This window comes from Nocardia fusca NBRC 14340 (assembly GCF_001618425.1).
In the GTDB taxonomy this organism is placed as follows: domain Bacteria; phylum Actinomycetota; class Actinomycetes; order Mycobacteriales; family Mycobacteriaceae; genus Nocardia; species Nocardia fusca.
Map to the genome: position 1 here is coordinate 91,717 of NZ_BDCU01000048.1, position 20,620 is coordinate 112,336.

Below are 20,620 nucleotides of genomic sequence, written 5' to 3' on the forward strand. Positions count from 1 at the left end.
CCGTGCGGCGCGCACCGCGCATCACCCCGAGGAGAGGGTGATCGTGCGGCCACAGCCCGCCTCGAGCACATCGTGCCTGCCCACGGCCACCGAGTTGCTGTACGCGGTCGGCGGCCGCCGCGCCGAGGGGCCGGTGTGCAGCCTCGCGTCGGCACTGTCGGAGTCCTATCGGCTCGAAGCGGGGCTCGCCGGAATCCGGCTGCAATCGCGCCGGCGGACGCTGATCGCCGAGATCGACGCCTGGAGTTCGCGGCACCTGCCCGCGCCGACCGCGGGTATTCGCGTCTACGAACGCACCCTCGGTGAACTCATCGATGTGATCGCCGCCGGCGCCGCGCGCGCGTTCCATCTGCTGCGCCACGACGACCCGGCCGGTGAGCTCATGCACTTCGAATGGACCCGCCTCGCGGAGCTGCAGCTGATCTACCGCGATCTGGTGCACGATGTCGAGAGCGGGCGCTGCTGCCTGCCGAGCGAACAGCACCTCCGGGTGGTGCCCGAGCGGATGCCGTATCAGCTGCCCTTCGGGACGGGAGAGTCGAATTGAGTGGGGTGGACCGAGACATTCCCACCGGACTGGGCACGCTCCACGTCCGGATCACCGGGGCCGGGCCGGCGATGCTGCTGTGGCCGAGCCTGCTGATGGACCACACGCTCTGGGACGGCCAGGTCGCCTATTTCTCCACGCGGTTCACCACCGTCGCCCTCGACCCACCGGGCCACGGCGCGAGCACCCCGCTGGACCGGCCGTTCACCTTCGGTGAATGCGCCCAGGCCCTGCTCCAGGTCCTCGACACCCTCGAGATCGACCGCGCGCACCTCATGGGGAATTCCTGGGGCGCCATGATCGGCACCACCTTCAGCGCGCTCTATCCGGAGCGAGTGCTGACCGCCGTCCTGATGAACGGCACGGCCTCACCGGCCGGGACGCGTCAGCGCCTCGAATACGGTGCCTTGCTCGCACTCGCGCGCGTGCTGGGTGGATTCCGGGGGCCGCTCGTGCACGCCGCGCTGTCGGCGTTCCTGGGTCCGGAAACGATGCGGAGCCGGCCACAGGTGGTCGAGCAGGTGCGGCGTACGGTGCGCGCCGACGATATCGGGTCGGTGGCGCATGCGGTGCGCAGTGTAGTCATTCGCCGTCCGGACCAGCGCGAACTCGCCGCCTCCATCCGCACGCCCACGCTGGTCGTCGGGGGCCGGCAGGATTCGACCTTCCCGCCCGCCGAGGTCGAAGAGATGGCGCGCGCCATTCCCGGCGCCGAGCTGTCGTTCCTGGAGGACGCCGCCCATCTGGTGGCCCTCGAAGTACCGGACGCGGTGAACGCCCTGGTCGACGACTTCCTCCGCCGTCACGCACCGCACGGCTGAACCCTGGCACACCGGGCCGCGCGGGGGTCACGAACGGTCGGCTGCCCCGGTATTCGCGGTATCGACGGCGACATCCCGACCGCGTTACGGTGCCGGGTCGTCGCGCAGCGGCGCCAACTGCTCGGTACGTCCCTCGGTGGCGGGATACACCTCCCAGGCGGGAAGTCGCTTGCCGGTATTGTCGAACGCCTCTTCGACGGCGAGGAACGGCTGGCGGTCCCACATGATCTGCGATCCGGTGGCGAAGTACACATCGCGGGTGAAGCCCTCCCGGTGCAGAGCTTCGGCGAAACGAAAGGCCACGGTCTCGTCCGGTCTACCGGCTTTACCGGCCAGCATGACGAGGCTGCGTTCGGGTTCGGCGTTCGCCAGATCCCGCAGGACACGCTCGTGGGCTACGACCCTGGCGAAATGCTCCGGCTCGAGCTCTACTGTCGTACCACCGAGATCGAGTCGGTCATCGTGCGGATCGAAGGTCGGGACCTCTGCTTTCACCAAGAACGCCGGCCTCCTGGCGTCCAGTTCCGCGTGCACGTAGATGGCAGTGCCGTCGAGCCACGGTAGCCCGCCGGCGCCGGTGTACTCCGCCTTCCCGCTGTTCACGAACCGGAATGTGGTGTAGGCGCCGATCCGGTCGGGAATCGCGAGACGATCCATGAAATCCGCGGTGATGTCGGAGTGTGGATAGGCCATTCCCTTGACCGCACCGGAGGGGTCCCGTATACCTACCTTGCCGACGTCCCCGGTCCACAGGCCGAGTTCCCGCCCGTTCAGGTCGATGCCGTGCAGTGGAACACCGCGGATCGGGCGGACACCGTTCTCCGGGAGTTCGAAGTCCTTCATCGGGGCGGCGTAGTCGAGCAGGCCGGCGTCGTCGTCGGACAACGAGAACTCGTCCAGGCTGCGCCGGATCACGATGGAGGTCCGGTGGCGATACTGGTGAGCCCAAGAATGCGTCAACTGGCCGGTGGTGTCGGTCAAGCGCTGTCCGAGAACCATGCCTATCCGGACGAGTTCGCCGTGACGCATCGCCCCTCCCTCTGGTTGATGGCCGCACGAACCTCGCCACTATGACAACACACCGGCCGTGGCGGGTCCAGCACGCCGGGTGTTCCGTCAACTGCTCCCGCTGGGCACCGTCCGCCGCCGCACCGCCGCCTTGATCAGCGCCCGTGCCCCCTCCCCCGTCTCCGACTGCCGGGCCAGGATATCGAACGCCCGCCCGTACACATCGATCTCGCGCGGCTGGGTGATGGTGAGTTCGGCGGCCGTCCCCTCGACCATGACCAGCCGATTGTCGAACATGGCGAAATTCGTCGATACCACCAGCGCTTCGGCGGTGAACGGAACGATTCCGATGGTCACGCGGGGCATGCCGATCAGAGAGGACAGCCGATCGAGCTGTCCGATCATGACCGCATCGTCGCCGACCGTGGTGTAGAGGGCCTGCTCGGCGATCAGGAAGTGGAACAGATGGTCGCGCTGGTACAGGATGCGTTGCCGTTCCATCCGCTTCGACACGGCGTTCTCGACATCGTCGGGGACGCGGTGGAATTCGATACCGCGGCGCAGTTTTGCGGCCGCGTACTCCGCTGTCTGGAGCAGCCCGGGTACGATCTGCGGCTGGAAATCGCGGATATGGGCGGCCCCCGCCTCCAGTTTCAGCGATTTCTGCTGTCGGCGGCCGAGGCCGGTGCCGAGGATCTTGCGCCATTCGAGGTAGGCGACCTCGATGGTGTTCGAGGTGGCCAGCAGGTCCGGTAGCTGGTCCTCGGCGCCGCAGTGGCGGCAGTACGCGCGGATATCGTCGTCGGAGGGCCTGATCCGGGCGAACTCGATCTTGCTCACCTTGGATTCGTGCCAGCCGCAGAGTTGCGCGAGTCTACGGTTGGTGAGGCCGGCCCGGCGCCGCAGCTCCCGCAGCCGTGCCCCGAGAGCTTCTCGCGCGTCGTGCACTTCGTTCATCGGTCGACATATTCCGTGTAGGGCGTTGCCATATCCCAGAGCCGGTGCTTCACGCACCGGGCGTACTGGATGATCCCCCGATCGGTCGTCACCGCGAGACCGCAGGGTTTACCGTGCTCGTCGACCAGGTTGTAGACGACGCGATCGTCATCGATCAGCCACCAGTCATCCGAGGGCACGTCGCCGGCCAGATGCCGCGGGACGTACCGGATATCCTCGCCCGCATCGGTATTGGTGCCGGTCACCGAGAGCAACCAGCGGTGATAGTCGCTGTGCGGCACCGACACCACGCGGACCCGTCGTACCGTGACGCCCCGGCCGATCGTCTCCCGGATCAGCATGTTCCAGCGATCCTTCTCATCGTCCGGTAACGCGGGCCGGCCGGACAGGAAGCGACCGAGTCGTCCGGTTTCGGCGGGCACGGTATACACGTCACGGACTTCCAGATGAAATGCCTCGGAGACGCATTCGCGGAAGAGCGCGGCCCAGTCCGGCGGCTCATGCGGAAGATAGCGCACCGTAGAACGTCCTTCTCGTTTTCGGGACTTCGATCGCGACCTCGTCGGGTGCCAGATCGAGCTGCTCCAAGATCTCACGCTCGGCGACCGGACGGCCGGCGAGGGTGAACGTTCCCCGGCCGGTATCCTGCATGGGCGCGCCGATGAAGGTGTCGGGTTCGGCGTAACCGAGCAGTAGATGCGGGATCTCGACGGTCGCCGGTCTGTCCGTCTCCCATCCCTGCACCAGATAGCTTCCCTGATCGGTCGTGTACAGACTGGGGCATCCACCGAGATCCGAGCCCCCCTTACCGAGAAACCGCAGACGCATACTTAAACCCCTGTTCGATGGTTAGCACGAGTTTTCCCGCACTTCGTACATGATGCACTTTTCCGCTGAGACCGGGAAAACAGCGCGGCGTAGTTGTGCAAACTTGTGCTTACTGCTCGCCGAGATCGGTCTGCACTCCTTAACGTCGGTTCAACCGTCGCGCCCGGTGAACCGTGCCGGGAACATGTTTGCGGGCCGACCATACGACCAAGGGGTGAGCATGCGATTCGAGGTGAAGGTGAGCAGATACGGGGACCGCTGGCTCATCTCCGCACCTGCGTTCGGTGTCCGGAAGATCGTGGACGAGGAGTCCGCCATCCGGCGCGAGGCATACCGCCTGATCGCCCGATGTGGCACCGCACCGGGTGATTTCGAGGTCGAACTCGTACCGGGCGCGGGCGCCGAGATCGCGGCGGTCGGCGACGATCCGGCGGGACCCGTGGAAGCTCCTGGCCCCCAGCGTTTTCCCCGCGGTGCGTCGGTACACGAAAACCGGGCCGGTGTGCGGCGCACGGACGAGCCACTGGTCGACGACGGCTTCTGACCCAGATGTAGGCGTTCTAGAGTCGTGGCATGGGATTTCGGGTCGGCGACCGTGCCGTAGACGTCCGCGACATCGTGGCCGGGCAGCTACCCGACTATCGGATCGACACGGTGACGCTGCTCGGGGAGGGGGAGGACAACCTCGCCTACGAGGTCAACGGCGAGTTGATCGTGCGTTTCACCAAGGAACCCGATCCCGAGAGCCGAGCCGCGCGGGTGATCGATGAAGCCACTCTGCTGGCCGCTGTCGCGGATATCTCGCCGCTGCCGGTGCCCGAGCCGTGTTTCCGGGTTCCCGAGCAGGGTTGCCTGGCGTATTTCGCACTCCCCGGCCGACCGCTGATCGATCTCCCCGCGCCGCAGCGATCGGCCCATATGCGGTCGATCGCTGCGGTGCTCGGTCGATTCCTCGCCGCCCTGCACACCGCTCCCGCCGACCGGATGGCCGGCCTGGTGGGCACCGACGACGAGCCGAAGGAATTGTGGCTCGCGGAGGCCACGGCGACCTATGAGACGATCGCCGACGCAGTTCCGTGCGGGCACCGCGCGGCGGTGGAGGCGTTTCTCGCGACAACGCCGCCGGCGGATCGCCATGGCCTGGTGTTCTCCCACAACGACCTCGGGATAGAGCATGTTCTCGTGGAACCGGTTTCGGGAACGGTTACCGGCGTCATCGATTGGAGCGACGCCGCGATGGTCGACCCGGCCTACGATTTCGGCCTCGTCTACCGCGACCTCGGCCCGGCCGCCCTGGACACGGCGTTGGCCGAATATCGGACAGCTGCCCACGATATGCGGGCGATCCGGGCGCGTGCCGCCTTCTATGCCAGGTGCAGCGTGCTGGAGGATATGGCCTACGGGCTCGAGCACGGGCTGCGCAAATACCTCGACAAGAGCCGCACGGCATTGACGTGGCTGTATCCGCCCGCGGCCGAATAGCCCGACCCTCAGGTCGGCGCCCGGTCGTGTTCGGGGATTCAGGGTTTCGGCGCCACGGGCAGGGCGATGGCCGGATCGATGAATTCATTGGTCACCAGATCGGTGGCGGTGAGTCCGTCGGCGATCCGGTCGCCGCGTTTGCGCAGAATCGGGGCCACCGCGTCGATCACCCGGTTCACCCGCGCCTCGTCGAAATTCCCCAGGGTGCTGTCCGGGCCGTTGCCGACTATCTTCTCGGCCACCTGCACCTTCACCGAATCGGTATTACCGGCGGCGGTCATCGGCGGCCCGTCGGGGATGGTGTCGGCGATCCGCAACAGCGCCTGGTTCACCGGCTCCGGATTCACGATGTAGTCGACCTGGGCCTGCTGCAACATCGGGACCAGCTTCGTCAGGCAGGGCCGCAGGGCATCGAGTTCGCCGGCCCGCACCGACCAGGCGTGCGGATAGATCTCGTAGCCGGATTCGTGAACGAGCAGATAGTCGGTGGGTTTGCGCCAGCCCTCGACATCGTGTTCCCAGCGGAAGGGCTCATTGGACACATAACCCTGCTGCATAACGCGACCGCGCTCGGCGACGAAACGGCTCGGGGTGCCGTCGAACGAGGCGTCGGCCTGGTCCGGGCGCACATAGCCGTTGGCGGTCAGGTAATCCATGAAGATCTTGCCCTCGCTGTACACCACGGGGGCGCCGGTGCCGGGGATGTCCTGCCACGATTCGACGCGGTAGGTCGCCGGATCCCACATGACGATCTGCGGATTCACATCGAGCGAGGCGAATACGCCGGTCACCGGGAAATCGGCCTGCGCACGGACGGCATCGTCGGTGGGAACGAAACCCAGGGTGATCGACGTGTCCTGGTACATCTGCGCGGGTACCGGCTGGCCACCCAGGAACGGGCCGCCGAGCCGGACCTCGACATTGATACCGGAGTCGCCCAACGGCCCCACGTAGGAGCCTTTGTTGACGTCCACGGTGCCGTCGGGGCCGACGAGTTGGAACGCGGCGGCGCGTTCCGGGGTGGCGTACCAGTCCGTCTGGATCACGACGGTGGACGGGCAGACCCCGGCCAAGGGCCCCTCACCGGTCGGCTCCGGGACCGAGCTCGCACCTCCGCAGGCGGTGAGAAGTGCGGTACCCGCGAGAGCGGTGAGAGCGGAAAGCGGTTTCTTCATGACGGTTCCTGAGGTGAGGCGGTGGTCGGGCAGAAGAGGTCGGGAGGGTCAGTGGCCGCGGCGGCGGCCGTGCGCCCGCTCCACGCGGATGGCCAGGAAATCGAAGAACCAGAACAGGATCAGGCCGGCCAGCGAGGACAGCAGCAGCGCGGTGAGCAGTTCCTCGGTGGCCAGTCGCTGCCGGTACACGTCGATCATCCGGCCGATACCGGGCTCGCCCTGGCGGAAGAAGAAATCGGCCACGATCGAACCGATGATCGCCATCCCGCCGGAGATCTTGAACCCGGAGATCATCGCGGGCAACGCGGTGGGCAGCTGGAGTTTACGCAGGCGCTGCCAGCGGCTCGCGCCGTGCAGGGTGAACAGATCGTGTTCGGCCGGTGCGACGGCTTTCAACCCGAACAGGGTATTGGTGACGACCGGGAACAGCGACACCATCACACAGACGATCACCCGGCTGCCGAATTCGTAGCCGAACCAGAAACCGAACAGCGGGACCACGGCCAGGATCGGAATGGTCTGCAGGATCACCGCGTACGGGTACAGCGAGTACTCCGCCCACCGTGCCTGGCTCATCGCGACCGCGAATCCGACGCCCAGCACCATCGCGACGACCAGCCCGCTCAGTGCGACCAGCACCGTGGAACCCAGCGCGGACAGGATCTCCGACCGCACCGCCGCATCGAGCAGTCCTTCGCTGATCACCTCGTCGGGGCCGGGGAGCAGGAAGCGCGATTCCGCCGCGATCAGATAGTGGCTCGCGAAGTACCAGAGGCCCGTGACGAGGACGAAAACCACCACGGGGGCGATGATCCGCACGGGTGCGGCCCGGCGCCGGGGGGTGCCCGCCGCCGGCTTCGGCCGAGCTTGCGGGGCGACGGTATGGGCGGCGGTATCCGCCGCGACCGTGGTCATGCCGCGACCCCCTGTTCGGCGGTGTGCAGGGCGGCCGAGACCGTGCCCGCGATATCGGCGAACTCCGGGGTGTAGCGCAGTCCCGGCTGCCGCGGGAAGTCCAGGGGTACCGGTATATCGGCGGCCACCCGGCCCGGACGGCCGGTGAGCACGACGACCCGGGTCGACATGAACACCGCCTCCGGGACCGAATGGGTGACGAAAACGCCCGCGAAGGCGTCCCGGCGGAAGAGCCCGCCCACTTCTTCGTTGAGCCGCTGGCGGGTGATCTCGTCGAGTGCGCCGAAGGGCTCGTCGAACAGGAACAGTTCCGGCCGCAGGGTGAGCGCGCGGGCGATGGAGGCCCGCATCCGCATACCGCCGGAGAGCTGGGCGGGTTTGTGTTTCTCGAATCCGGCCAGGCCCACCCGCTCGATGGCGTCCAGTGCCGCCGCGCGACGTTCGGTGCGGTCCACCCCGGCCAGTTCGGCGGGCAGTTCCACATTGCGCAGCACGGTCCGCCACGGCAGCAGGGTCGCCTCCTGGAAGACGTACCCGAGCTGCCCGGCCGCCACATCGACCGCTCCGGAGCTGGCGTCCTCGAACCCGGCCGCCAGCCGCAGCAGGGTCGATTTCCCGCAGCCGGACGGCCCGACGAGGGAGACGAATTCACCCGGGCGGACGGTGATGTCGATATCGCGCAGCGCGGCGGTCCCGTTCTCGAAGACCATCGACACATTCCGGAACGCGAGCGCCGGATCCGGCTCGGTCGTATACGTTGCCGGCCCCGCCGGGGCCGGCGCCGAGATAGCCTTTGTGCTCATGGAACAGTTCTATCGGCGGCGCATTGCCGATCGCGGTCGCCGGGATTACACCCCTGTTTCGTATACGATCAGTCGGCCAATTGCCCGTCGCGGGCCACCACCCGGCCGCCCTTGAGGACCAGTTTCCGGGTCGGCACGCCGACCACCGCCGCGGCGGGCGTCGCGGCGTCGACCGTCACGAGATCGGCCCGGCCCCCCACGCCGATACCGTGGTCGGTCAGTCCGAGAACCCGCGCGCCGCCGAGAGTTCCGGCGGTCAGCGCCAGTTCGATCTCCTCGTCCGCGAGCAAGCGGTCGCGGAAGGCGACGGTGCCGATCCGGCGCAACATATCGCCGTCACCGTAGGGCGTCCACAGGTCCCGGATCCCGTCGTTGCCGAGCGCGAGAGTCGCCCCGGCGGCGTGCATCACGCGCAGCGGTACGACCGGGGCGTCGCCGACCGCGCAGGTCACCATGGCCACACCCGCCTCGGCGAGCCGGTCGGCGATCCGCCGCTGCTCGTCGGCCGGAAGGGCGCCCATCGCGTAGGCGTGGCTGATGGTGACCCGCCCGCCCAGACCGGTGGCCTTCGTCCGTTCGATGATCAGCTCGAATTCCCACGCGCCGAGGCTGCCGCCGTCGTGCAGGTGGATATCGATTTTGGCGCCGTGGCGTTCGGCCAGTCCGAAGATGATGTCCAACTGGCCGGTCGGATCGCCATCGAACCCGGCGGGGTCGATCCCGCCGACCACTTCGACGCCGCCCGACAGCGCTTCGTCCAGCAGTTCCGCGGTCCCGGGCCGGCGGACCAGGCCGCCCTGCGGAAAGGCGACCAGTTCGACGTCCACCCGGCCGCGGTGCCGTTCGGCGGCTGTCCGTACCGCCTCCACCCCCGCCAGCCCGACCGAGGGATCGATATCGATATGGCTGCGCACGTGCGCGGTGCCCCCGGCGATCATGGTCGCGAGCAGGGCGGCGGAGTAGTCGGCGCGGGGGATGCCGAGTTCGGCGCGGCGGTTCTCGCCGTTGGCGATCCGGCCGGCCAGCGAGCGTCCGCCGGTATTGGGCACCCAGGGACCGCTCCACAGGGTCTTGTCCAGATGACAGTGGGTATCGACGAAGCCGGGCAGGACCAGCGCGCCGTCCAGGTCGAGGGTTTCGACGCCGGCCGCCTCCAGGTTCGCGCCGATCTGCGCGATCCGGCCGTCGCGCAGCAGCAGATCGGCGGTGTCCAGCGGTTGCCCGGGCATCCAGGGGCGCCCGTCGCGCAGCAGCAGATCGGTCATGGTTCCTTCTTTCACCCGATTCATGTGAACAACATCGCGATGCCCGCACCGGCCCCGAAGACGATCACCACGGCACGGAACGCGCCGGGGCGGAGACGGTCGGAGATCTTGGCGCCCACCATGCCGCCGAGCAGGCAGGCCGGGGCCAGGACCGCCACCGACCACCAGTCGACCGGCCCGAACACCGCGACCGCGATCGTGGCGGTGGTGGAGACGGTCAAGGTGAGCACGCTCTTGAGACCATTGAGCAGGTTGACCGACGCGTCGATACCGAGGGCGAGCGCGGTGAGCAGCACGATCCCCATTCCGCCGTTGAAGTACGCGCCGTAGACCCCGCCCAGGAACACACCGGCGAAGAGCGTGAACCGGGAGCCGCCGCCCTTTTCGGCGAGCCGCCGGGAGATCAGCGGCTGGGCGGCGAACAGGGCGGTCGCCGCCAGGACGAGGTAGGGCACCAGGGCGGTGAACACCTCGGGCGGTGCCGCGAGCAGCGCGACCACGCCGCCCACGGCACCGGCCGTACCGACCACGATCAGCCGGGGCAGCAGACTGCGATGTTCGGTCAGCCGGGAGCGCAGCGCGGCGGCACCCCCGAGGTAGCCGGGCCATACGGCGACGGCATTGGTCACGGTCGCGGTCACCGGCGGCAGGCCGGCGGCCACCAGGGCGGGGAACGACAGCAGGCTGCCGCCGCCGGCGATGGCATTGCACACACCGGCGCCGAAACCGGCCGCGAGCAGCAGAACCGCGTACACGGGATCCATGGCGTCCTTCCGATCGAAATCGAGAACGGATCGTATACGAAAATCCGGACCCTCGTCGGCCGTGTGCCGCCGGTCACTGCGGAAACACGCCGCTCCCAGGCCCCGTGGCGACAACCGGAGCGCTTTCCTGGTATCCAAGTGGAGTACCGAGCGGCGGATCGTATGCGACCGCCCGCCGATTTCCCGAACCGAGGACCAGGTGGACAGCAAGAACCCCCGGATGACCAAACAGCAGGTGTGCCGCGCTATTCGCGACGACATCATCCGCGGCGTTTTCGCACCGGGTCAGCGGTTGACCGAGGACACCCTCGCCGAGAGCTACGGGGTCTCCCGGGTGCCGGTACGGGAGGCATTGCGCACACTGGAGGCCGAGGGTTTCGCCTATTCACGGCCCTACGCCGGAACCTTCGTGGCCGAGCTGACCGAGGACGAGGCGGCCGATCTGCTCGAGATCCGCGCCCTGCTGGAACCGCTGTGCGCGAGCCGCGCCGCCCGCCGGCGCACCCCGGAACAACTCGGCCGGCTCAAGGAACTCACCGCGCTGGGCCAGGAATCGGTGCGCTCCGGCCGGCTCGACGATCTGACCAGGCTCAACAGCCGCTTCCACGAGGTACTGGCCGAGGCGTCCGGCAGCAGCCTGCTGGCCGGCCTGATCACCCAGCTCGGCTGGAAGATCGCCTGGGTGTACGCGGTCGAGCTGCCGCGCCGCGCCACCGACTCCTGGGACGAACACGAGCGGATCTGCGCCGCGCTCGAGGCCCGGGACGCGGAGCTGGCCGGGCGGCTGGTCACCGAGCACATCGCCCACGCGACCACCGCCTACCGGTTGCGGCATATCGGCTCCGCGCCCTCGGGCGCCGATTCGTAACCTCCCCGAAGCAATACACGGGGGCATCGGAAACACCCGGGTCGTATACAACCGGGGTGACTGTTTCGGACCCCGAGGTAGCCCCGGCGCATGTGTCGCCACTCGACCGCACGGATCTGCTGCTGCGCGACGCGCGGATCGACGACGAGACCGCACCCGTGGACATCGCCGTCGCGGACGGGGTGATCACGGCTATCGGCCCGGCGCTCCCGCGCACCGCCCCGGCGGAGATCGACTGCGCGGGCCGCGTGGTGATACCCGGCCTGGTGGAATCGCATGTGCACTTGGACAAGGCGCTGCTCGACGCCGAACGCGCGAACCCCGACGGCACCCTGGCCGGAGCCATAGCGATCACCGCGGAGCTGAAGCGCGATTTCACCGCCGCCTCGATCCGGGACCGCGCCCGGCGGGTCCTCGAACAGGCGATCGGCAACGGCACCACAGCCGTCCGGGCACATCCCGATGTCGACCCCATCGTCGGCCTGCTCGGCGTGCACACCCTGCTCGAGTTGCGGGAGGAGTTCCGCGGCCGGATCGATCTGCAGATCGTGGCGTTCCCCCAGGAGGGGATCTTCCGGGCACCCGGGACGCTCGCACTGCTGCGCGAAGGCCTGCGCGACGGCGCCGATGTGATCGGCGGCTGTACCTACAACGAGGAGTCGGTGACCGAATGCCGGCGCCATATCGATCTCGTCTTCGAACTGGCCGCCGAGTTCGGGGTCCCGGTGGATCTGCACGCCGATTTCGCCGACGACACCGCCGACCCCCGTTTCGCGCTGGCCGATTACATCGCCGAGGTCACCGATCGCACCGGTATGGCGGGCAAGGTGACGATCGGTCACGCGACCTCACTCGCCGCGCGCTCCCCCGCGGATCGGCGCCGCGTCCTGTTCCGGCTCGCCGACGCGGGCGTGGCCGTGGTGCCGCTGCCGGCCACCGATATGTTCCTCGGCGGGCGCGGCGATACGGCCAATATCCGCCGCGGTATCGCACCGGTACGGGAGCTGTGGGCTGCCGGAGTACGGACCGCGTACTCCTCCAACAACATTCGTAATGCCTTCACCCCGTACGGCAACGCCGATCTGCTCGATATCGGCCTGTTCCTGGCCCAGACCTCGCATCTGGCCGGGCCCGCCGAACTGACCCGGGTCCTCGGGATGGCCACCTACGAGGCCGCCGCGGTGATAGGTATCGCCGACGACTACGGGTTGCGGGTGGGCGCGGCGGCCGATCTGGTGGTCCTGTCGACGCGGCGCGTGGCCGACGCGCTGCTGGACCGCCCCGACCGCTGCTATGTCGTGAAAGCGGGCCGGGTCGTCGCACGGACGACCCGGACCCGGGAGCTGCTACCGGCGACCCCGGTCCGATAACGAATCAGGCGGCGGCCCGGTCGCCCTGGTGGATCAGCGCGTCGATTCGCCGCTTGTAGTCGTTGAACTCCGGTGTGGTCGCCTCACGTTCGCGGGGTAGATCGATGGTGACGACCTCCCGCACATACCCGGCCGTACCGTGCGCCGTGCCACCCGCCATGACCACCACCCGGTCCGACAGGTACACCGCCTCCTCGACACTATGGGTGACGAAGACGACCGTCACGCCGGAATCCCGGTGGATGCGGGCGAGTTCGGTCTGCATATCGCCGCGGGTGAGGGCGTCGAGGGCGCCGAAGGGTTCGTCCATCAGCAGGACCGCGGGCCGGTTGGCCAGTACCCGGGCGATGGCGACCCGCTGCTGCATACCACCGGAGAGCTGGTGCGGGAACGAGTCGCGGACCCGGGTGAGACCGACGGTCGCCAGCGACCGATCGGTGGTCTCGCGGATATCGTCGCGGGTCATCCTGGCCTGTTTCGGCCCGTAGGCGATGTTCTCGGCGACGGTGAGCCACGGGAACAGCCCGTAGTCCTGGAATACGACACCGCGGTCCGGGCCGGGGCCGGTGACCGGTTCCTCCCCCACCGAAACGGTGCCATGGGTGGCGTTCTCGAAACCGGCGAGAATGCGCAGCAGCGTCGATTTACCGCATCCGCTGGCGCCGACCACACAGACGAATTCCCCGGCGGCGATATCGAGGTTCACCCCCTCGACCGCGAAACCTGCTGCGGCGGGATAGCGTTTGCCCAGGTCGGCCAGCACGATCCGGGCGGGCCGGTGCGGACGGCGGCGGGTGGAGTAGATCTTCATATCATCACCTGATCCGGGGAGAGGGTCACGGGAGCAGCGGTCGCCGCCCGGCGACCAGGCGTACGGCGAGCATCATGATCCGGTCGGCCGCGAACCCGGCCAGTCCGATCACGATCATGACGGCGACGATGAGGTCGGTACGCGACTGCTCACGCGCCTGGGTGATCAACGCACCCAGGCCGACCCGGATACCGACCGTCTCCCCGACCACCAGGATCACCCAGGACAGCCCGAGCGCGATCCGCAACCCGGACACGATCGTGGGTATCGCGGCCGGGAGCACCACCTTGTACAGCGTCTGCGCGGGCGGTGTGCCGAGCATGGCGGCGGCCTCGAACAACCGGGCCGGGACCGCGCGGACACCGGCGATCGTATTGATCAGGATCGAGAACACCGCGGCCAGGAACACCAGGAATATGGTGGCCCGGTCACCGAATCCGATGATCAGCAGCGACAGCGGCGCCCAGGCCGTCACCGGGATCGGGCGGATCAGGTTCAGCGTCGGCTCGAGCATGCGGTGGATGAGCGGCGAGCGGCCCATCACGATCCCCAGTGGCACCGCCACCGCGGCCGCGATCGCGAAACCCTGCAGCACCCGCACCGTACTCGCGTAGAGATGCAGCCACAGGGTGCCGCTGTAGGAGTCGTCGACGATCCCGCCCACGGCCAGATCCGCGAGCCGCCGCGCGACTTCCACGGGGGTGGGCAGGAACTGCATCTGGATCCCGAACGGCAGCGTCCAGCCGCCGCCGACCCCACGGTCCCACAGCAGCAGTACCAGCAGCGGTACCGGCAGCGCCCAGCAGATCGCGACGATCCGGGACCGGACGCGGCCGCCGCGCGGCGCCGTGTTCTCCGCGCCCGCCGTGGTGTCCGGATCCCGCGGCGCGGTCGTCTGCCCGGTCCGGATTCCCAGTGTGGTCATCACTGTGCGCCCACGGTGTCGAGGAACTCGGTGCGGAAGACCTTCTGCATATCCGGTGCGGCCGGCAACTGGTCGAAGTCCACCATCTGCCGCGCCAGTTCGGTCACCCGCCCGCGGAACTCGTCGTCGAGTTCCCAGCGCAGCCACACATTGCCGATGGCGATATCGGTGACCGCCGGGTCCAGGCCGAAGGTCTCCACCAGTCCGGCCGCCCAGGCCGCGCGGTCGCCCTTCATGAAATCGATGGCGCGGGCGAAGGCCCGCACCGCGTCGCGGGCCCGGTCGGGGTGTTCGTCGAGGAACCGGCCGTTACCGCCGACGACGATATTGGTCGCGCCGATCGGGGTCTCGTAGGGCGAGACGATCTCGTGTGCCCCGGCCTGCCGCGCCAGCGAGACGCCCATCTCCGCGCTCAGGAAGGCATCGACGCGCCCGGAGCTGTAGGCACTCGCCATATCGGAATACGCCAGGTTGACCAGCTGCACATCGGTGTCGGGGTCCAGGCCGTGGGCCCGCAGGGTGAGTTTCAGCGCGATTTCCTGCGAGGACCCCGCCGGGAATCCGATCCGCTTACCGCGCAGATCCTGCGGGGTGCGGATCTGCGGCAACCCCACGAATCCGGATCCACCGTCGGCCGCCGACGCGATGATGTGCACATCCTGTTCCGCCGCGACGCCGGCCAGCACGGCGGGCGCGCCGAGGACCCCGATATCGACGGCGCCCGAAGCGAGCGCGTTCTTGATATCCGGCGAGTTCTCGAACAGGACGATCTCGTAGGTGGTGCCCGCCGGGGCGAAGCGCTGCATGAAATAGGGCGCGTAGAGATGCGGCTGGCCGCGCAGGGTCCCGATCCGGATCGCCCCCGGGTCACCGCCGGCGCTGTCCGGGGTGGCGATACAGCCGGTCAGCCCCGCGACCGCCAGCAGCGTGACCGCGAGGAACGAGAAAAGGTGACGGAATGGTCGTTTCATGGTCGGTCCTCACTGTGGGTCGAGCCCCCGGCGGGTACAGCGACACTGCTGAGCGCGAGGTGGATCAGGGAACGGTCGGTGCCTGGGGCACCGAGCAGGCACAGGCCGAACGAGGCGCCGGTACCGGACCGCAGCGGCACCGTCAGCGCGGGCAGGCCGGCGATGGATGCCAGGCAGGTCAGCCGCAGGGTGCGGGCGCGAGCCTGTTCCCATACCGCCTGACCGCCCGCGCGCCGCGGCGGCCGGGTCGCGGCGGCGGGCAGCAGGAGTACCCGGTCGCCGAGGGTGGACCGCAGGGTTCGCGCCGCCACATGCAGGACCTCCCGTGCGACGGACGCCTCTGCCGCGGTGACCGTCGCGGCGAAGGCGAACCGCTGTGCCACTTCGGCTTCCAGCACCCCCGGGTGCTCGCCCACCCACTCACCGTGGTTGGCCCAGGCCTCGAATGCCTGGACCGTGCGGAAGGCGGCGACCCAGCTGTCGCCCACCGGTATTTCGATCGGTCCGGCGCCCAGCGACTCCGCCGCCGTACCGACCGCGGCGGCGATAGCCGGGTCGGCGTATGCGCAGAGGCCGGGGTCCACCACGAACCCGGCGGCAGCCGAGGTATCGGTGTCCAGTATGCAGTCGGCGACGGACGCCAGAGTCGCCCCGTCACGCGTGACCCAGCCGACGGTGTCGAAGGACTGCGCGAGCGGCAGCAGCCCGGTGGTATCGGCCCGGCCGTGCGTGGTCCGGATACCCCACAGCCCCTGATAGACCGCCGGGACCCGGATCGAGCCCGCGGTATCGGTGCCCAGGCCGATATCGGCCTCACCGCGGGCCACGGCGACCGCCGGGCCGCTCGTGGACCCGCCGGGGATCCGGTCGGGCGCCGCCGGATTCACCGGCATGCCGAAACCGCCGTTGCCACCGGTGAGGCTGTAGGCGAATTCGTCGGTCTGCGCGATCCCGCGGACCTGCGCCCCGGCGGCCAGTAGTCGCGCCACCGCGTCCGCGTGCCGGGGCGCGGCGGCCTGCTCCCGCCGATAGGCGGGCACCCCGGCGCCGACGGGAAATCCGGCCACCGCGTACAGATCCTTCACCGCCACGGTCGCCCCGGACAGCGGTCCCGGTGCGGTGGCCGCCACCAGCGGCGAACCGGTCACCCGCCAGACGCTGGTATCGAGCCCGGGTTCCACCGCGAGCCCGGTCATCGCGCGCGCTCCAGCACGCGCCGCGCGAAGGCCGTCTCGGCGGACCGGCCGAAATCGGCGCACCGGACCGCGGCGTGTACACCGCGCACCTGATCGACGGCCTGCGAGATCGTGAAATCGGCCGCGGCACTGAGGTACAGGTACGCCTGCCGCGGGTCGGCCTCGAACAGTCCGGTCACCAACTCCACCGCATGTGTCACACACAATTCGAGTGCGGTGTTCAGATCCGCGTGCAACCCGGTCGGGATCAACAGCCCGTGCGCCGCGGCGAAAGGACCGATCCGGCCACCGAATCCGCCGGCGATCTCCGCCGCCGGCACGAGGTCCAGGGTGAGCCGCGCCCGCAGCGGAGCCTCCAGTGCCGTCAGCGCGACCTCGCCGTCGCCCTGCGCGAAATGCGGGTCGCCGATGTAGAAAAGGGCCTCGGGCACCTGCACCGGCAGGAACAGGGTGGCGCCCGCGGTGAGCAGTTTGACGTCGATATTGCCGCCGTGCGGACCGGGCGGCACCGAGTTCACCCGGGTCCCGGTATCGGTGGCCACACCGATGATCCCCAGGAACGGCGCCAGCGGAAATGTCGCGTACCCGGCCTTTCCGGCCGCGTCCAGCGGCATCGTGGCGACCCAGCGGTCGTCGCCGGGACGCACCCGGCAGAACTGCCCGTAGTCGCCGTCGAATCCGGCCCGCCCGCCGAGCACCCCACGGCCGTGCCGGGTGGACACCACCCCGTAGGGCGCGCGCATGGTGAGCGCATCGATCCGCACGGCCAGCAGATCACCGGGTCGCGCACCGGCGACCGCGATCGGCCCGGTCACGATATGCGGCCCCGCGCCGGGGTCGCGGGTCCGGCGCGCGGCCACGGCCACGGCGTCCTCGAGCACATCGGCGCGGTCCACGCCGCGTTCGCCGAAGTAACGCAGCGGATCCGAGCCCTGGTCCTCGAGAATCCCTTCGTGGCTGACGGTATCGATCACCACCGTGGTTCCCGGCGCGACCGTGGCGACCGGGGTATCGGTCCGGCAGGGCAACCGGCCCCAGAAAACCTTGTCGGGTGCGGCCGGTACATACACCGTGCCCGGGTCGATTCCCGTGTCCTGCTGCAGGACCGGAAACGCCGGGGCCGCTTCCTTCGATGCCAGCGTCGTCACCGCGCTCCTTATTGGTCCGACCAACTGATGCACCGACCATAAGGGGCGCGGCACCCGCTCGCGACCGCCGCCGCGGAACGTAACGACCGATTTACCGATCGGCAACAGATGCCCCGAATTCGCTGGATATCGGTAACTTTCCCGAAGCACGGCGGGTGCGCGGAAGGCTGCGGCGACAAAGGGACGCGCCCCTCGTAGAATTCCTGTCGAAGCAACGATCGAGAATTGGTCGGACCGTGTCGGACGATCGCCGTCCGCGCCGGACCGGCATCCGTGGCCGAGTGGCCGGTTGTCAGGAGGGGCCATGACCAACGCAGAGATCCCGCCGATGCGCCGCCACTCGCGCAGTGTCGGCGCCGAGGTCGCCGCCCACCTGGAGAAGCTGATCATCAGCGGTGAACTGCGCGCCGGGGACCGACTCCCGCCCGAGCGCGAACTCGCGGCGAGTTTGAACATCTCCCGGTCCTCACTGCGCGAGGCGATGTTCGAACTGGAATCGAAGAAGCTGGTGCGGCGGCGTCAGGGCCGGGGCAGTACGGTGGCCGATATTCCGCGCGGGGTCTCCCGGTTGTACGAGGACCTGGCCGATCTCGATGTCGAACTCGGTTATGCCACCGAACTGCGCGACCTGGTGGAGCCGCGGATCGCCGAACTCGCCGCGCTGCGGGCCGTGGAGTCCAATCTGCTCTCCCTGGACGACGTGCTGGGCCGTTCGCGAGAGAACCTGCCGCCCGCGGAATCGATGCGGCTGGATATCGAGTTCCACACCCTGCTGGCGCATGCGGCGCAGAACCCGCTGCTGGTCACGCTGTGCACGATGACCACCGAATGGACGCAGCGCACCCGGGCACTCTCCCATCGCACCGCGCTCGGCCGCCGGATCTCCGTCCAGGGCCACGAGCTGATCTACCGGGCGGTGTGCGACCACAACGGGGCCGCGGCGGCGGCCGCGATGGAACAGCATCTGCGCGAGGTCCGCGAGATCAGCTCACCGAAGGGCTGAACTGCCCGAGGGTCGCCGGGCCGAATTACCGTCCGGGCTCCCCAGTTCCGGAAAACCGACGAATCACTGTTCACTTTCCGCTATCGTCGCGGTCGCCGGGCGATTGCCCGGCGGGGGCCGGTGACGTGCACGCGTCGCGGGCCCCGGCTCGGCTCGGCGGTCGTCCTCCGATCGCTTCGTTCCGCAGAGGAGCAGGATGTATCCCGGCGCGCATGTCGATGATTTCCCGGATAAACCAGCCGTTATCGTCGCCGAGACCGGCGAGACGCTGACCTATCGGGAGCTGGAGGACAACTCCGTCCGGCTCGCCCGGCATCTGCACGCCGCCGGATTGCGCCGCGGCGATCATGTCGCGTTGCTCTCCGGTAACGACCCGAAGGTCTACGAGGCGTACTGGGCGGCTCTGCGATCGGGGCTTTACATCACCGCGGTGAACCGGCATCTGTCGCCGGCCGAGATCAGCTATATCGTCAACGACTGCGGCGCGAAGGCGCTGATCGCGTCCGCCGGTCTGCGCGAAGCGGCCGAGGCGATCGTCGCGCAGACGCCCGAGGTGGAGATCCGGCTGGCCTTCGGTGGGCCGGTCGAGGGCTACGAGTCCTACGAGGACGCACTGGCCGCCCAGCCCCCGCAACCGCTGCCCGACCAGCCGCGCGGCGCCGATATGCTCTACTCTTCCGGCACCACCGGGCGACCCAAGGGCATCAAACAGCCGCTCTCGGACCAGCAGGTCGGTGATCCCCCCGGTGACCCCTACACCGCCGTCTTCGGCCCGCTCTACGGTTTCGACACCGAATCGGTGTACCTGTCGCCCGCACCGCTCTACCACGCCGCGCCGCTGCGATTCGGCGGTGTCGTCCAAGCCCTCGGCGGCACGCTGGTCGTGATGGAGCGCTTCGATGCCGAGCAGGCCCTGGCCGCGATCGAGCGCTACCGCGTCACGCACAGCCAGTGGGTGCCCACCATGTTCGTCCGGATGCTGAAACTCGACGAGGCCGTCCGCTCCCGCTACGACATCTCCAGCCTGAAGGTCGCCGTGCACGCCGCCGCGCCCTGCGCCGTCGACGTGAAGCGCGCGATGATCGAATGGTGGGGACCGGTGCTCTACGAGTACTACGCCTCGACCGAGGCCAACGGCGCCACCTTCATCGACAGCGAGCAGTGGCTGCGCAAGCCGGGTTCGGTCGGCCCGGCCGGTATGGGCTCGATCCGGGTCTGCGGAGACGACGGCGCGGAACTGCCGACCGGCGAGATCGGCACCATCTATTTCGAACGCGACGAACTGCCCTTCGCCTATCACAACGACCCGGCGAAAACCGAGGCGGCGATCCACCCGGACCATCCGACCTGGACCACCACCGGCGATATCGGCTATGTCGACGCCGAGGGCTTCCTGTTCCTCACCGACCGCAAGGCGTTCATGATCATCTCCGGCGGGGTGAACATCTACCCGCAGGAAATCGAGGACGCGCTCGCCCTGCATCCCTCGGTGCTCGACGTCGCGGTGATCGGAATTCCCGACGAGGAGATGGGCGAATCGGTGCAGGCCGTGGTCCAACCGGCGCCGGGGACGACCCCCGGCCCGGAACTCGCCGCAGAACTGCGCGACTACCTGCGCGAGCGCATCGCCCACTACAAGGTGCCGCGCGGTATCGACTTCGCCGACGAACTGCCGCGTACGCCGACGGGCAAGCTGGTCAAGGGCAAACTCCGCGCGCAATACAGTGTCTGATTTGCCCCGCCTCCGGCGGGGCGGGTCGGGG

At 68.8% G+C, this 20,620-nt stretch carries 22 protein-coding genes; 8 read left to right on the forward strand and 14 right to left on the reverse strand.

Translation table 11 applies throughout. The annotated features are described in order from the left end of the window. Positions 1-43 precede the first annotated feature (43 nt). Complete coding sequence (locus tag NF4_RS39560; RefSeq protein ID WP_232330690.1) at positions 44-547, forward strand: hypothetical protein; 504 nt, start codon at positions 44-46, stop codon at positions 545-547. A 5-nt stretch (positions 548-552) separates the two neighbouring features. Then, on the forward strand, positions 553-1,368 hold the full coding sequence (locus tag NF4_RS28685) for an alpha/beta fold hydrolase (protein ID WP_269749665.1): 816 nt from the start codon (positions 553-555) through the stop codon (positions 1,366-1,368). A gap of 84 nt (positions 1,369-1,452) precedes the next feature. On the opposite strand, the gene NF4_RS28690 is transcribed toward NF4_RS28685, so the two are convergent. The 4 genes from NF4_RS28690 to NF4_RS28705 form a co-directional block, all read right to left on the reverse strand. Further along, positions 1,453-2,397: a hypothetical protein gene (locus NF4_RS28690; protein WP_157120659.1), complete on the reverse strand. Its 945-nt coding sequence runs from the start codon at positions 2,395-2,397 to the stop codon at positions 1,453-1,455. An 87-nt stretch (positions 2,398-2,484) separates the two neighbouring features. Then, positions 2,485-3,333, reverse strand: coding sequence for a helix-turn-helix domain-containing protein (locus tag NF4_RS28695; RefSeq protein ID WP_063130496.1), 849 nt, complete (start codon positions 3,331-3,333; stop codon positions 2,485-2,487). Next, positions 3,330-3,851, reverse strand: a complete 522-nt coding sequence (locus NF4_RS28700) for a DUF6879 family protein (RefSeq protein ID WP_063130497.1) — start codon at positions 3,849-3,851, stop codon at positions 3,330-3,332. Before NF4_RS28700 ends, NF4_RS28695 begins: the two co-directional genes overlap by 4 nt. Continuing rightward, positions 3,832-4,161 (reverse strand): hypothetical protein, encoded by a 330-nt coding sequence (locus tag NF4_RS28705; RefSeq protein ID WP_063060784.1) that lies wholly within the window; start codon positions 4,159-4,161, stop codon positions 3,832-3,834. The genes NF4_RS28700 and NF4_RS28705 overlap by 20 nt, the downstream gene beginning before the upstream one ends. A gap of 214 nt (positions 4,162-4,375) precedes the next feature. Here NF4_RS28705 and NF4_RS28710 point away from each other — a divergent pair, with 214 nt between their 5' ends. Continuing rightward, complete coding sequence (locus NF4_RS28710) at positions 4,376-4,705, forward strand: hypothetical protein (RefSeq protein ID WP_157120660.1); 330 nt, start codon at positions 4,376-4,378, stop codon at positions 4,703-4,705. A gap of 29 nt (positions 4,706-4,734) precedes the next feature. Beyond that, positions 4,735-5,643 carry a phosphotransferase family protein gene (locus NF4_RS28715; RefSeq protein ID WP_063130499.1) on the forward strand — a complete coding sequence of 303 codons (909 nt, stop codon included), beginning with the start codon at positions 4,735-4,737 and terminating at the stop codon, positions 5,641-5,643. A gap of 38 nt (positions 5,644-5,681) precedes the next feature. On the opposite strand, the gene NF4_RS28720 is transcribed toward NF4_RS28715, so the two are convergent. The 5 genes from NF4_RS28720 to NF4_RS28740 form a co-directional block, all read right to left on the reverse strand. Continuing rightward, positions 5,682-6,818 carry a hypothetical protein gene (locus NF4_RS28720; protein ID WP_063130500.1) on the reverse strand — a complete coding sequence of 379 codons (1,137 nt, stop codon included), beginning with the start codon at positions 6,816-6,818 and terminating at the stop codon, positions 5,682-5,684. A gap of 48 nt (positions 6,819-6,866) precedes the next feature. Then, positions 6,867-7,733 (reverse strand): ABC transporter permease, encoded by an 867-nt coding sequence (locus tag NF4_RS28725; RefSeq protein WP_084533567.1) that lies wholly within the window; start codon positions 7,731-7,733, stop codon positions 6,867-6,869. After that, a complete protein-coding gene (locus tag NF4_RS28730) occupies positions 7,730-8,536 on the reverse strand; it encodes an ABC transporter ATP-binding protein (RefSeq protein ID WP_063130501.1) in 807 nt (268 codons plus the stop codon). Before NF4_RS28730 ends, NF4_RS28725 begins: the two co-directional genes overlap by 4 nt. Positions 8,537-8,604: 68 nt before the next feature. Then, positions 8,605-9,801, reverse strand: coding sequence for an amidohydrolase family protein (locus tag NF4_RS28735; RefSeq protein WP_063130523.1), 1,197 nt, complete (start codon positions 9,799-9,801; stop codon positions 8,605-8,607). Between the two features lie 20 nt (positions 9,802-9,821). Next, the gene (locus NF4_RS28740) at positions 9,822-10,565 is read right to left on the reverse strand and encodes a sulfite exporter TauE/SafE family protein (protein WP_063130524.1); all 744 of its coding nucleotides are present in this window, start codon (positions 10,563-10,565) and stop codon (positions 9,822-9,824) included. 199 nt (positions 10,566-10,764) lie between these two features. Here NF4_RS28740 and NF4_RS28745 point away from each other — a divergent pair, with 199 nt between their 5' ends. Together NF4_RS28745 and NF4_RS28750 are read left to right on the forward strand one after the other, a co-directional pair. Next, a complete protein-coding gene (locus NF4_RS28745; RefSeq protein ID WP_198165510.1) occupies positions 10,765-11,433 on the forward strand; it encodes a GntR family transcriptional regulator in 669 nt (222 codons plus the stop codon). A 56-nt stretch (positions 11,434-11,489) separates the two neighbouring features. Beyond that, on the forward strand, positions 11,490-12,803 hold the full coding sequence (locus NF4_RS28750) for an amidohydrolase family protein (protein WP_232330691.1): 1,314 nt from the start codon (positions 11,490-11,492) through the stop codon (positions 12,801-12,803). Positions 12,804-12,807: 4 nt separating this feature from the next. Here the strand turns inward: NF4_RS28750 and NF4_RS28755 are convergent, their stop codons facing one another. The 5 genes from NF4_RS28755 to NF4_RS28775 are packed head-to-tail and all read right to left on the reverse strand — an operon-like array spanning position 12,808 to position 17,854. After that, the gene (locus tag NF4_RS28755; RefSeq protein ID WP_063130504.1) at positions 12,808-13,614 is read right to left on the reverse strand and encodes an ABC transporter ATP-binding protein; all 807 of its coding nucleotides are present in this window, start codon (positions 13,612-13,614) and stop codon (positions 12,808-12,810) included. 25 nt (positions 13,615-13,639) lie between these two features. Next, entirely contained in the window at positions 13,640-14,539 is a 900-nt protein-coding gene (locus tag NF4_RS28760; RefSeq protein ID WP_084533571.1) for an ABC transporter permease, read from the reverse strand. Next, positions 14,539-15,510, reverse strand: coding sequence for an ABC transporter substrate-binding protein (locus tag NF4_RS28765; RefSeq protein WP_063130505.1), 972 nt, complete (start codon positions 15,508-15,510; stop codon positions 14,539-14,541). The genes NF4_RS28760 and NF4_RS28765 overlap by 1 nt, the downstream gene beginning before the upstream one ends. Continuing rightward, the gene (locus NF4_RS28770; RefSeq protein WP_063130506.1) at positions 15,507-16,706 is read right to left on the reverse strand and encodes an amidase family protein; all 1,200 of its coding nucleotides are present in this window, start codon (positions 16,704-16,706) and stop codon (positions 15,507-15,509) included. Before NF4_RS28770 ends, NF4_RS28765 begins: the two co-directional genes overlap by 4 nt. Beyond that, positions 16,703-17,854, reverse strand: coding sequence for an acetamidase/formamidase family protein (locus NF4_RS28775; protein WP_232330692.1), 1,152 nt, complete (start codon positions 17,852-17,854; stop codon positions 16,703-16,705). Before NF4_RS28775 ends, NF4_RS28770 begins: the two co-directional genes overlap by 4 nt. A 304-nt stretch (positions 17,855-18,158) precedes the next feature. Between NF4_RS28775 and NF4_RS28780 the strand changes: the two genes are divergently transcribed. Next, complete coding sequence (locus NF4_RS28780) at positions 18,159-18,857, forward strand: FadR/GntR family transcriptional regulator (RefSeq protein ID WP_063130507.1); 699 nt, start codon at positions 18,159-18,161, stop codon at positions 18,855-18,857. A 196-nt stretch (positions 18,858-19,053) separates the two neighbouring features. Next, complete coding sequence (locus NF4_RS28785) at positions 19,054-20,589, forward strand: acyl-CoA synthetase (RefSeq protein ID WP_063130508.1); 1,536 nt, start codon at positions 19,054-19,056, stop codon at positions 20,587-20,589. Positions 20,590-20,620: the final 31 nt, after the last annotated feature.

Coding starts and splice junctions, on each gene's coding strand:
- NF4_RS28690 (WP_157120659.1), bottom strand. CDS start 2,397: ATGCGTCACGGCGAACTCGTCCGGATAGGCATGGTTCTCGGACAGCGC.
- NF4_RS28695 (WP_063130496.1), bottom strand. CDS start 3,333: ATGAACGAAGTGCACGACGCGCGAGAAGCTCTCGGGGCACGGCTGCGG.
- NF4_RS28705 (WP_063060784.1), bottom strand. CDS start 4,161: ATGCGTCTGCGGTTTCTCGGTAAGGGGGGCTCGGATCTCGGTGGATGC.
- NF4_RS28715 (WP_063130499.1), top strand. CDS start 4,735: ATGGGATTTCGGGTCGGCGACCGTGCCGTAGACGTCCGCGACATCGTG.
- NF4_RS28720 (WP_063130500.1), bottom strand. CDS start 6,818: ATGAAGAAACCGCTTTCCGCTCTCACCGCTCTCGCGGGTACCGCACTT.
- NF4_RS28725 (WP_084533567.1), bottom strand. CDS start 7,733: ATGACCACGGTCGCGGCGGATACCGCCGCCCATACCGTCGCCCCGCAA.
- NF4_RS28730 (WP_063130501.1), bottom strand. CDS start 8,536: ATGAGCACAAAGGCTATCTCGGCGCCGGCCCCGGCGGGGCCGGCAACG.
- NF4_RS28735 (WP_063130523.1), bottom strand. CDS start 9,801: ATGACCGATCTGCTGCTGCGCGACGGGCGCCCCTGGATGCCCGGGCAA.
- NF4_RS28740 (WP_063130524.1), bottom strand. CDS start 10,565: ATGGATCCCGTGTACGCGGTTCTGCTGCTCGCGGCCGGTTTCGGCGCC.
- NF4_RS28755 (WP_063130504.1), bottom strand. CDS start 13,614: ATGAAGATCTACTCCACCCGCCGCCGTCCGCACCGGCCCGCCCGGATC.
- NF4_RS28760 (WP_084533571.1), bottom strand. CDS start 14,539: ATGACCACACTGGGAATCCGGACCGGGCAGACGACCGCGCCGCGGGAT.
- NF4_RS28765 (WP_063130505.1), bottom strand. CDS start 15,510: ATGAAACGACCATTCCGTCACCTTTTCTCGTTCCTCGCGGTCACGCTG.
- NF4_RS28770 (WP_063130506.1), bottom strand. CDS start 16,706: ATGACCGGGCTCGCGGTGGAACCCGGGCTCGATACCAGCGTCTGGCGG.
- NF4_RS28780 (WP_063130507.1), top strand. CDS start 18,159: ATGACCAACGCAGAGATCCCGCCGATGCGCCGCCACTCGCGCAGTGTC.
- NF4_RS28785 (WP_063130508.1), top strand. CDS start 19,054: ATGTATCCCGGCGCGCATGTCGATGATTTCCCGGATAAACCAGCCGTT.